This window comes from Clostridium sp. CM036 (assembly GCF_055081135.1).
This window is the reverse complement of the sequence record NZ_CM143652.1, coordinates 557,559-570,027: the sequence shown is the minus strand read 5'-3', so window position 1 is coordinate 570,027 and position 12,469 is coordinate 557,559. Positions and strand designations below refer to the sequence as shown.

The following is a 12,469-nucleotide window of genomic DNA, read 5'->3' as shown; positions in this document are numbered from 1 at the left end:
TAACTTACTATTAGATTATCATATTATTTAACGAAAATACATTTTATAATTCTTTATTCATCTTCATTGTACCTGTTTCCATAAACCTTACATGCCAGGATAGCGCATCGCATAACACATGAGGGGTATGCTTTCCAGCACAACATTCTGCTTTCTCCAAGTATTCCAAAAGTTGTGGCCTATAGTCCGGATGAGCACAATTATTAATAATCGCAACTGCCCTTTCCTTTGGGCTCTTACCTCTTAAATCTGCGGTGCCTTGTTCAGTAACAATTACCATAACATTGTGTTCTGTATGATCTACATGCGAAACTATTGGAACTATTGAAGATATATCTCCACCCTTGGCTATAGATTCTGTTGTAAATATGGTTAAAGAAGCATTTCCTGCAAAATCTCCAGAGCCACCTATTCCATTCATCATCTTTGTACCCATAACATGAGTTGAATTAACATTACCATATATATCAACCTCTAAAGCTGTATTCATAGCAATAACTCCAAGCCTTCGAATAACTTCTGGATTATTACTTATTTCCTGAGGCCTCAATACAATTTTATCTTTTAAACTGCCAACGTCACGTCTAAAAGCTTCCATTCCAGTTGGTGAAGGGCTTAATGCTGTAGCTGAAACCATTTCTGCTTTGCCACATCTTATAAGATCAAGCATAGAATCCTGTATTACCTCTGTATAGCAGGTAAGCTTTTTCAAATTAGTTTCACAAAGTCCTGCAAGCACTGCATTCGCTACATTCCCAACTCCTGATTGCAAAGGTAATAAATTTTCTGGGAGCCTTCCTTCTTTAACTTCATTTTCAAGAAAATTTATTAAGTTTTTTGAAATTGCTTTAGAAGTTTCATCAATAGGTTTTAACGCTCTTGTTTTATCAGATGTATTTGTCATCACAACTGCAGCAATTTTTTCAAGTTTACAAGGTATATAAGTTGTTCCAATCCTATCTCCCGGATGTGTTATTGGAATTGGCTTCCTGAAGGGAGGATTTTCTAACGTATAAATATCTGCAATACCTTCTAATGACAATGGCTGATTTTCATTAACTTCAATAATAACCATATCTGCATTTTCCACATAAGTAGCAGCATTCCCCACTGCTGTTGTAGGGATTATGTTGCCTTCTTCCGTAATTGCCAAAGCTTCTATAATTGCAACATTAACTTTAGGTAAAAATCCATAATTTACAAATTGAGGCATACAGCTTAAATTCATATCAATATACTCTGTAAGCCCTTTATTAATGCAGTTTCTTAAATTGCTGTTAGTTTGATAGGGCATTCTTTTTGAAATTATACCCGCCTCAGTCCAAGCTCCATCTATTTCTGCACCAACAGACGCACCTGTATACAATGTGAGTTTCATTTTTTCGCCAGTACTTTTAACTCTTTGCGCAAGAGCTAAAGGAACATCCTTAGGATAACCTGATGGAGTAAACCCACTTACTCCAACTACCATTCCATCTTTTATTAGACCCGCTGCTTCCTGCGCAGAAACTACTTTTTTCATAACTTCTTGACTTCTTATTCTTGCATTTTCCAAAATTACACCTCCAGTTTATATTAAATGTAAAAGATTATCTTAAGTATTTAGTTAGTAACTACTTGAGAAATCTCTGAAGCTCGCTTAGATTTAAATGCAATATACGAGCTCACAATAATAAATCCAATTCCTATAACTATATTTAATTCAAGCTTCTCTCCAAGTATCATTACAGCAAGCATAGTAGCTAAAGCAGGCTTTATTAAAAATACTAAGGATGCTGTAACTGCTGATGTTAACCTTATTGCTCCAAGGTAGAATACATATCCAAGTGCCTTTATAAATAGGCCCATGTACACGAGTACTAAACCTGCATTACCATCAATTCCTTTGAATATAGGTCTTCCTGTAGCTAAAAGTATTATTAATACAAAGAATGCTCCAATATAGAATGCTATACAGTTAAATACATAACCACCGTATTGATTTATTCTAATTTTGCTAATTACTGTAAATAGCGACCAGGCTATAGCTGCACCTAATGCAAGTGTTATTCCTAACAAATTAGAAGATTCACCATTCATTCCTGCTACCATTTTTGATGGATTGAAAATTATAATAACACCTAAAATACCTACCAAAAGAGATATTAATGTTGCTTTATTAATCTTTTCTTTTAAAATTAAATAAGCAAAGGGTACTGTAAATATCGCATTTGAACTAAATATAACCGCTGAAGTTGAAGCTAGAGTATATTTACCTGCAAATGATAACAGCGCCATTGAGATGGGTATACATAGTGCACCATTTAATGCAAAGTAGCCAACATCATTTATACCAAGCTTTAACTTCTTAGCTTTAATATCTTTTATTGCAAATGGAGTTAATAGTATTGCGCCGATTGTGAATATTAGAAATGTAATTTGAAATGAATCCATTCCATTTTTTACTAGCATTTTATTTGCAATTTCCTGAGTGCTGTATAGTAGAGCAGTTAGAATAATATACACATAACCTTTCCTCATTTGTTTCCCCCTATAATTTGCATTTAATTTTGGAATTTGGCTTTAAATCTCTTTTCCCATTCTTGCATAAGTGAAGGTCTAAAGTCTGGATGAGAAATATTTATGAGAGACCTTGCTCTATCTCTTAATGTTTTACCTTTTAGCTCTGCAATACCATACTCAGTAACTACGTATTGCACTTCGTTTCTCAAAGTTGTAACCGCTGCTCCTTCATCAAGCATTGGTTTAATTCTGGAAATCTTTCCTTTGCTTGCTGTAGACGGCATGGCAATAATAGATTTTCCATCCTTTGCCATAGCTGCACCTCTAATAAAATCAACTTGTCCACCAGTTCCACTAAACTGAGTTAAACCTATAGTTTCTGCATTGACCTGTCCCATAAGATCTACTTGAATAGCAGAATTTATACAAACCATTTTATTATTTTTCGAAATTATAACCGGATCATTTACATAATCTACAGAATACATTTCAACCATTGGATTATTATCAACAAAGTCATAAAGTCTTTTGGTTCCCATAAGGAAAGTTACTACTATTTTCCCTGGATGAATTGTCTTAGCCTGATTTGTTACAACTCCTGTTTCAACAAGTTCAACTACTCCGTCTGAAATCATTTCCGAATGTATGCCTAAGTCTTTTTTGTCCTTTAAAAATAAAAGTACTGCATCTGGAATAGCTCCTATTCCAAGTTGAAGTGTGGAACCATCCTCAACTAAAGAAGCACAATACTCTCCAATAGCTTTCTCAACATCTCCAATTTTAGGAGGATTAAGCTCTATTATTTGATGACTTACTTCTACAATATAATCAATATCAGAAATATGTATAAAAGAGTCTCCCATAGTTCTTGGCATTTTATTATTTACTTCTGCAATTACCATTTTTGCACATTCCGTTGCAGTCTTTGTATAATCAACAGATACACCGAAACTACAACAACCGTGCTCATCTGGTGCTGAAACTTGAACAATTGCCACATCTATTGGTAGATAACCATTTTTAAATAGATCAGGTACCTTAGAAAAAAAACATGGTGTAAAATCTGCTCTTCCTGAGCTTACTGACTCCCTTGTAGTTCCCCCTACAAATAACGAGTTATGTCTAAAGTGTTTTTCCATGCCTGGCTTTGCATATTCACTTTTACTCATTGCCACCATATGTACGATTTCAACATTTTCATAAGCCTTACTATTAGCTACCATTGCAGCTATAACATCTGTTGGCTCTCCGCAAGCATGTCCTGTAACTATCCTATTTCCTGACTTTATTTTCCCTGCTGCTTGCTCCGCCGTAATAACCTTTGATTTATAAATTTCTTCTAAGTTCATAATTATCACTCTCCCCAATTACAAAACTTTGATTTTGTCTATAATATTAAGCAATTTTCTGTTATCGTTTTCACAAGTTATATATACTTTTTCATATTTAGCTTCAAGATTTTGGTGACTCGCACAAGCACTGGTACATCCACATAAAATAACAACCACATCATAAATAATCCCGTGTTTTGCCGTTTCAATACTGTGCGCTTTGCCAATATATTTCTTTAATTTTGACACTACCCCTGGCCTATCATAAGTTGGATTACATCCTCCACAATATTTAATACCAATTTTCATTAATTCCCTCTATTACCCTTACTTAAAAATTTTCTAGCTTGTTCTAATAACTCTTCGCTTACTTCATTTTTAAGTATTACCTTTTTAATGCTAGGAATTGCTTCTTTAAGCGCAACTTCAACCACATCTTCAATGGTAAATTTTGCAGATAAACATCCCTTACATTGCCCCAAAAGCTTAACCTCAACTATTCCATCGTCGAAGCTAACAAGTTCAATATTTCCATAGTGATCTTTTAGCTTTGGTCTGACATTCATCTCAAGGATTTTTTCAATTTCAGCAAACATTACGTCACTCCATTCTTTTAAATATATGCGGGGTGGGTTACCCCTTATATATTTAAGGTTTTCATATTATGAAAAATGTATTTTATAAATAATTTATTCTTTTATTCTAGCTATCACTTTTGCTAAGGCCTTTTTATGGGCTAAATTGCTTTGTCTTGCTATCATTATTCTTTGAGCCTGTGGTGAACCTGCACCATGCATTGATTCTGTTCTGTAACCAACTGCCGCGGTTCCAAGTGCTAAGTTTTCTATTAATCTTAATATTCTCATTCTATTTTCAGTTGAAACAGATGCAACACCTTTTAAATATTTTTCAAGATAAGGTCCGGTTATTGGATCTTTAAAATCTTTATCTGCAGGCATAGTTACCATTAATCCTCCAGCGATATCTTCAGCAAGTCTTACTATTTCATATGGGAATCTTGTAACATTTTGCTTACATACATTAGCAAGTAACAAATCTATTATATAATTACCTGATTCAGTTTTATGACCTTCTGCAGAACATGCAATTCCACAAGCGTATAGTGTTTCATTTAGGTGAGTCATTTCTATTAATTTATCTTTAATATGTGATACTCTATTAGTTCCATTATAATCTGCTGCAAGTGCCGTAGCGCCAATAAGCACATCACCTACGCCAACTTTACATCCGCCATAACTTTGTCTATGGTATCCTGCAAATCTTTCAACAAGCATACCTGCAAATTCTGTTTCTCCATTTAAGAATATTCGTTCATTTGGTACGAATACATCATCAAAGATAGTTAAAGCTTCTACTCCACCATAATTATAATTTCCAACATCGATATCTGCGCCTTCTTCACTTTTTCTTGTATCGCAGGATTGACGTCCAAGAATCATAATAATGCCTTCTGTGTTTGTTGGCACTGAAAATGATACTGCATAGTCCTTATCCTCTGGTCTCATAGCAATAGTTGGCATAACTAAAACTTCGTGAGAATTACATATACCAGTTTGATGAGCCTTTGCCCCTCTGACTACAATACCATCAGGTCTTCTTTCAACTACCCTAAGATACATATCTGGATCTTCTTGTTTTGATATTGATAGACCTCTATCTCCTTTTGGATCTGTCATTGCTCCATCTACTATTAAATCATTTTCGTGAATATATTTTAAAAACTTTTTAAATCTTTCATGATACTCCGTTCCACAAGCTTTATCTATTTCATAAGTAGTACTATATTCAGAGTTAAATGCATCCATGCCAACACATCTTTGGAAGCATGAAGCGGTTTTTTGTCCACATAATCTTTGCATTTTAACTTTTTTAACTAGATCCTCTGTGCTTTGATGTATATTAGCAAATCTGTTAATTTTTTCACCTGTAATTATTGAAGTAGATGTCAATAAATCTTCATATTCAGGCATTTGTGCCAAATCATAAGTCATTTTAACTGAATTCATTGAAGGCCTAATTATAGGGTTATCTACTACATTTTCTACTTTTTCTCCAAACATATAAACTTTTAAATTCAATTCTCTAAGACTTTCTACGTATTGTTCGCCAGTCATTAATCCCATTAAAACCATTCCCCTCACATGTGTATTTTATGTAACTTTACATTTACATATGTAGCAATACCTGTGCCAAAGTTACAAATATGTGATATGTTTTCTTAAATACTATTATATTAATGTATTTTAATGAATTATTGTGATTGTTTTAACAGATATATTTATAAAAAAAATAATATATCTGTGAAAACAATCACAAATATATTATTTTTTATTAATATCTGTTGCATAAAGGCAACAGATATTAGAAACTCAACCGACAGAATTCTATAAACTCGTGCATAATATATGAGATTTAGAAGGTAATTACTTGTTTTTGCATTTTTGCAACACGTTTCATTTTTGCAACGCTTCTTTTCCAAAATATTTTTTACGCTTTCTAACAAAAGTAGAGGCATCAATTCCAAGTATTTTTGCAGCACCCCTGACATTACCAGCATTATCAAACGCTTGGCTAATAAGTTTAGCTTCAACTTTTCCAACTGCCTCTTTTAAATTACATGCATCCCCGCATTCAATATTTCTCTCCATAACATTCGAAGAGGTTTTAATCGACAAATCACTTTGGAATATTTTATCACTACTACTCATCACTATAACCCTTTCTACAATATTTTTAAGTTCACGGACATTACCCGGCCAACTGTAATTATAAAGTGTATTCATCGCCTCAATCGTGAAAGTTTTCTCAAAGTTATATTTTTTATTTAATTGAGATAAGAAATGTTGGACTAAAGGAACAATATCCTCTTTCCTATCCCTTAGTGGTGGGATAGTAAGAGGGACCACATTTAAACGATAATATAAATCTGATCTAAATGATTTCTCTTTAGTCATATCTTCTAAGTTCCTATTAGTAGCTGCTAATACTCTTACATCAATTTTAATTGATTTAACCGACCCCACTCTTTCCACTTCGCCCTCTTGAAGTACATTAAGTAGCTTAACTTGTATATTCAAAGGAAGTTCTCCAATTTCATCCAAAAAAACTGTACCTCCATCTGCTACTTCAAAAAGTCCCATTTTGCCTTCCTTATTAGCCCCTGTGAACGCCCCTTTTACATATCCAAAGAGCTCAGATTCTATAAGATTTTGAGGGATTGCTCCACAATTAATTTTTATAAAATTTTTATTCTGTCTCGTACTATTTTTATGTAAAAACTTAGCGATTTCTTCCTTTCCAACTCCAGTTTCTCCTAATATTAAAACAGTAGTATCCACACTAGCTACTCTTTTAGCAACCTCCAATAAATCTATCATCGCTTTATCCTTAGCAACCATATCTGACAAATTTAAATATTGAATTCTCATAGTTTCTATCTCTGAATAATACTTTTCTGTAAGCTTCCTATTTTTAGTTAGCTGTTCTTCTAATTCGTATAATTCCGTTATATCTCGTACATTTGTAACCACCATGCTTATATTACCCTTATCATCAAATATAGGATTACTAGAAACCAATACTTTTTTACCAGTACTAAATTCCTGCTCAATGGTATTAGATTTTCTATTTTTTAATACCATAAGAGTAGCTGATTTAGATATGTATCCCTCTTTTTCAAGTTCATACATATTCCTATTAATCATACCTTTTCTTTGTATACCCGTTATGGTTTCATAAGATTTATTAATCTTTAACGTATTAGCTTTACCATCGGTTATGTAAATACCATCAAATGACGATTCAATAATTGCATCTAATTCTGTGCAATTAAGGATTGCATTGCCACATTCTTCCGTACAATTTAATCTTTGCTTTAGCTCACTTATTTTTTCTGATTGATTATCAAAACCTCGCTTTAACATATTATTCACACTAAAACAGCCAACAAATTTACCAACTGAATTTTCAACTCCCAAATAACTTTCCTTCGCATCAACATAATCCTGTATTTTATCATCCTCATTGATAATATTTTCTTTACCACGTGAAAGATATTTAATACATATATTAGGGCTTGTACCCTCAATAAAATTCTTAATTATGTCATTTTTCGTTATAACACCAACCAAAATTTCTTTTTCATCTAATATAGGTATAACTTCAACTTCATTATTACTAAATAACTGCGACGCCTCATAAAAAGTATTATTTTCTTTAAGTATGAAATCACATTTTATCATAACATCCCTTACTTTCATAAAAACACCTCTCAATCTATAAAAAATTAAGCTATTCATTATTTATAGATTACATAGCTTAATTTTATTATATCAGAAAAAGCATAATTTAATGTGACTATTCAACTACTGTTTTAAGTAAAACGTATATATGTTATGCCATTCTCTCAATTATAGATTATCTTAATACTAAAACCTCAGCTTTTCCCTTTATAACTATTTCGTCTTGTTCATTTAGACAAAATGTGTCAAGTAATAGTATTTTCTTTTTTTCATTTATTTCAGTTATAATAGCCTTCGCTTTGATTGTATCCCCAATTCTTACTGGTTTTAAAAACTCGAAGCTCTGCCTTAAATATATATTACCGCCTCCAGGTAATTTTGTTCCAAGCAAAGCTGAAATCATTCCTCCAACTAATTGTCCATGAACGATTCTACCCTTAAAAAATGATTTTTTAGCTTTTTCCTCATCCATATGCACATAATTATAATCTCCAGTAATTCTTGCATAAGATTCTACTTCAGCCTCTGTAAATCTCTTTATATACTCCTCGCTTTGACCTACATAAAAACTTTTAAAATCTGCCATTTTCTCCCCCCCCCATTGCAAAATAGGATTTAAATCATTCCCTTTGTATTAAGGGAGCACCACCTAACTAATTCGCTTATTATTAAACTTCCATCCCATGGAGAATCATAGAAATTCATGTATCCAATTTTCACAACTCTATCTACTCCAAAAGTCGTCACTCTATCTGCAAACTCTAAAGTCTTATTACTATTCTTTGAGGCTATCCCAATGGTTTGTATGTTTTTAGTAATTAAAGGGCATACATCCAATATATCATCCACCTCTTTTATAAATATAGTTCGTCCTGTAATTGCTTCTTCAAGCTTTACTTCACTATCAATTAGTATTGTATATTGAAGTCCCTTACTCATATAAGTAAGCTTATTGATACTTAGTAGATATTCACCTCTTTTATTAATTATTTTAGCAGCTATAGCCTCCTCTAAATCTAAATTAGTATATCTTTTAGTAATCTTCTCAAATTTCCGACTTAATATTTTCGCTATTTCTTCTACAGTTAGTTTACTTTTCTCTAAAAACAGTACCTGAGGTGAAGAACATGATTTTTGATTAAATGCAATTATATCTGTAACCAGATTTTCTAAGTATTCTTCAAAGTCATCACTTTCAATAGCTGATCTATCAAAAACTGCAAAAGAATACTTAGGCCCAAAAATTAAATCCTTACAAGTAGTTTTTTTAGGTAAAAGAGAAATAGCATCTACTGCTGTTTTATTACCCCAAACTATTCGTGCATCGGCTTTTAAAGACATTTGAGAATTAAGATACTTATCGCCACTATTAAAATAAACAAGGGCAATATTTTTCAATATAATCTTAGAAGAATAAGTTTCCCCGCCATACTCAACCTCAATATTGTCCAAAAGTTTTAATAGTTCATATACTGTACTGACACTTTCTTTAGATACTCTTAGGATATTACTATTTTTGCATATTATACTCTGAATCACTGAATAGATACCTAGGGTAGGTACATTCCCAGCCATCCAATGACACACTAAACCCTTTGGCTGTGCTTTGATGTATTTTTCATTCTCTACCTGCACAAAATTATTTAGATATTCAATGTTTGATAAGTTAAGTTTTAATTGTTTTTCCATATTTATTTTCTTTAAATAAAAACATAAGAACGGAACCCCTTCCATTCTTAATATTTCTCTGTTTATTGCAATTCTCTTGCTATATTCATTTATAATAAGTATTATAACTTGCACTGGGAATTCATGAAGTTTATTGAAATTCTTATTTAAGCAAGTTTCTAATTCATGAAAGTCCTCAAATTTTAGTCCCTTTTCATAAAACTCTCCATTTAGCTCGTAACAATTTATCATTTACCTACCTCCCTTTCTGCAAATGTATCTCCACAGCCTCTAATTTCAGCCTTGTCTACTCGTGACTTAAATCTAAAATACTTGCCTCGTCTACCACAAGGGCAATCATCCACGCCTATAAATTTCCCAATATCCTCAGTAAGAATAGCCTGCGATGGATAGCTAGAGCCCAAAACACTCATAACCTCTATAAGCCCTTCTTCACCAAAATTCACTTCTTCTAAAGTCTGTATATCCCTTATAATAACCTCTGCAAAATTTGGTACATGCTTATGCCCACACTGGCAATCAATAAAAACTACTCCTAACTGTTCCACCATTCCATAAAAGTCTATAATATTATCTTTACTTGTGTTAAATATCTGCGCAGCAGTCTCTGAAAACACTTCCTTTTCCACCTTTTCAGAAATAAGTTTTTTCCAACCTCCGCTATGTAACAGCTTTAACTTTGGCATGTCTAATTTTATTCCTTCCTGCTTTAATACTTTTAAAAATTTCGACCACACTATATAAGTAAATCCATAAACTAAAACTTCCTCATCTTTATATTTTCTTTCAAAGTCGCGAAGCCTATCTATATTTAATTTAAGTTCCCCTTCTTCTTTATCCATAATATAAAACATCTTGCTCGCAAAAGTGCTTACCCCTCTAATAGCAGCACCACGTGCAGTCATTCCATTCCCTCTTTTATTACTGTCTGCGTTATCTATAATAAGCATCGGTCTTCGCATTCTTCCTAAAAAACTTGTTAACGTACTTATTAAAGCTTGCGTTTGTCTTATTGAAGTCTTTTTATCCAAATATATTTTACTAGGAACTCCTGTGGTGGTAGCACTAGATTGTAACACCCTAACTACTTGCTCCTCCTTACATATTCTGAGATGGAAAGATTTAAACATATTTACAGGGATATATGGTACCTGTTCTAACGTTTTAATTTTATTAATGTCTACATTTAATTTATTATACATAGCTTTTATACTTAAATTTTCCTTATTGTGTTCTAATTGAGGTAACATAATATTTAAAAGCAACTTTTCCTTTTTTTTCAGCTCTATATTAAACTGCGCTCCAAGCACTAGTTCATCTATTAATTCTAAATCCTCCACTTACTTCACCCTCTTACTATTTCTTTTACTTAAGCTCCTTGAGCTTTTTTATTAAAATTTTGCCAGAAGAATTTTTGGGAAGTTCTTTTAAAAATTCTATATACCTTGGAGTTTTATATGATGGTAACTGATTTTTACAAAAGTCTAATATATATTTAAAATCCATATAGTGGTTATCTTCTGTTAATACTACAAAGGCTTTTATTGATTCTCCTAAAATATCATCTTCCACTCCAATAACTGCACATTCCACTACCTCTGTAATTTGTAATATTATGGCTTCTATTTCCTTAGGGCTTATTCTAATCCCACCACTTTTAATAATATTTTTTTCTCTTGAAACTATATATATATACCCGTCATCATCAACTTTTGCTATATCCCCCGTGTATAAGTATCCTTTCTTTAGAACTTTATCCGTTTCTTCCTTATCATTAAAATATCCCTTCATTATGTTTCCACCCTTGGCAACAACCTCACCCGTTTCTCCAGATTTCACTCGCTTTCCTTCACTATTTAAAACCAAAAGCTCCGTTCCTTTAATTCCACGTCCTATGGAATTCATCTTTTCATTAATTAAATATGACGGTAAATATGATAACCTTGCCGTAGCCTCAGTCTGACCATACATTATAAAAATTTCTACTCCTTTTAGAATACCTATAAGCTGTTTAATAAAATTCTCTGAGAGCTTTCCCCCAGCTTGAGTTATGTACCTTAAGGTTGGAAGTTTAGTATTCTTTATATCAGTCATTCTAAGCAGTATTTGATAAGTGCTAGGGACCCCTGAAAAACCTGTGCAACTATACTTATTTATATCCTCAACAACTGTTTGCGGAAACATAAATTTATTGTTAATTACAAGGCTTCCCCCTACCCTAAAGTGTGTATGCAAAATTGAAGTCCCATAGCAATAATAAAAAGGAAGTACTGTTTCCACTCTATCTCGCTCTGTAAGTTTCAGGTATTCTATTATAGAATTTGTATTATACATCAGATTATAATGAGTAAGCATTACCCCTTTAGGATTTCCTGTGGAACCGGAAGTAAAAAGTATTACAGCCACATCTTCTTGTATATCTATATCCTCACTATAATTGTTTTCATGTGCATAAGTAAAATTACATTCAATGATATCTGTATAAATTTCAACGTCTTCACGAACCAATTGCTTTATTTTTTCAATAAATTTATTTTGAGTGAAAATCAGCTTAATATCTAGAGAGTCTACAATATACTTTATCTCATTGCTACTTAAAGCTGGGTTAATAGGAACACAAATAGCTCCACTTTTAATTATTCCAAAATAATTTTCAATGAAAAAATCAGAATTTTCTGAAACCAG

The 12,469-nt window shown here is 32.5% G+C and carries 11 protein-coding genes; all 11 read right to left on the bottom strand.

Annotated features, from left to right (window positions below; genetic code table 11):
• Positions 1 to 43: 43 nt before the first annotated feature.
• Positions 44 to 1,522: an acetyl-CoA hydrolase/transferase family protein gene (locus ACWJKE_RS02650; RefSeq protein WP_216303726.1), complete on the bottom strand. Its 1,479-nt coding sequence runs from the start codon at positions 1,520 to 1,522 to the stop codon at positions 44 to 46.
• Between the two features lie 80 nt (positions 1,523 to 1,602).
• Complete coding sequence (locus ACWJKE_RS02645) at positions 1,603 to 2,520, bottom strand: DMT family transporter (protein WP_165413388.1); 918 nt, start codon at positions 2,518 to 2,520, stop codon at positions 1,603 to 1,605.
• Between the two features lie 23 nt (positions 2,521 to 2,543).
• Complete coding sequence (locus ACWJKE_RS02640) at positions 2,544 to 3,851, bottom strand: acetyl-CoA hydrolase/transferase family protein (protein ID WP_216303700.1); 1,308 nt, start codon at positions 3,849 to 3,851, stop codon at positions 2,544 to 2,546.
• Between the two features lie 18 nt (positions 3,852 to 3,869).
• Entirely contained in the window at positions 3,870 to 4,142 is a 273-nt protein-coding gene (locus ACWJKE_RS02635) for a hypothetical protein (RefSeq protein WP_216303701.1), read from the bottom strand.
• On the bottom strand, positions 4,142 to 4,429 hold the full coding sequence (locus tag ACWJKE_RS02630; RefSeq protein WP_216303702.1) for a NifU family protein: 288 nt from the start codon (positions 4,427 to 4,429) through the stop codon (positions 4,142 to 4,144). Before ACWJKE_RS02630 ends, ACWJKE_RS02635 begins: the two co-directional genes overlap by 1 nt.
• Positions 4,430 to 4,522: 93 nt before the next feature.
• Positions 4,523 to 5,977: a 4-hydroxyphenylacetate 3-hydroxylase family protein gene (locus ACWJKE_RS02625; RefSeq protein WP_216303703.1), complete on the bottom strand. Its 1,455-nt coding sequence runs from the start codon at positions 5,975 to 5,977 to the stop codon at positions 4,523 to 4,525.
• 330 nt (positions 5,978 to 6,307) lie between these two features.
• Positions 6,308 to 8,113: a sigma 54-interacting transcriptional regulator gene (locus ACWJKE_RS02620; protein ID WP_216303704.1), complete on the bottom strand. Its 1,806-nt coding sequence runs from the start codon at positions 8,111 to 8,113 to the stop codon at positions 6,308 to 6,310.
• Positions 8,114 to 8,270: 157 nt separating this feature from the next.
• Positions 8,271 to 8,681: a MaoC family dehydratase gene (locus ACWJKE_RS02615; RefSeq protein ID WP_165413382.1), complete on the bottom strand. Its 411-nt coding sequence runs from the start codon at positions 8,679 to 8,681 to the stop codon at positions 8,271 to 8,273.
• 29 nt (positions 8,682 to 8,710) lie between these two features.
• Positions 8,711 to 10,015: an acyl-CoA reductase gene (locus ACWJKE_RS02610; RefSeq protein WP_216303705.1), complete on the bottom strand. Its 1,305-nt coding sequence runs from the start codon at positions 10,013 to 10,015 to the stop codon at positions 8,711 to 8,713.
• Positions 10,012 to 11,124: a LuxE/PaaK family acyltransferase gene (locus tag ACWJKE_RS02605; protein ID WP_216303706.1), complete on the bottom strand. Its 1,113-nt coding sequence runs from the start codon at positions 11,122 to 11,124 to the stop codon at positions 10,012 to 10,014. The genes ACWJKE_RS02610 and ACWJKE_RS02605 overlap by 4 nt, the downstream gene beginning before the upstream one ends.
• Before the next feature lie 25 nt (positions 11,125 to 11,149).
• On the bottom strand, positions 11,150 to 12,469 hold the full coding sequence (locus ACWJKE_RS02600) for an AMP-binding protein (protein WP_253198231.1): 1,320 nt from the start codon (positions 12,467 to 12,469) through the stop codon (positions 11,150 to 11,152).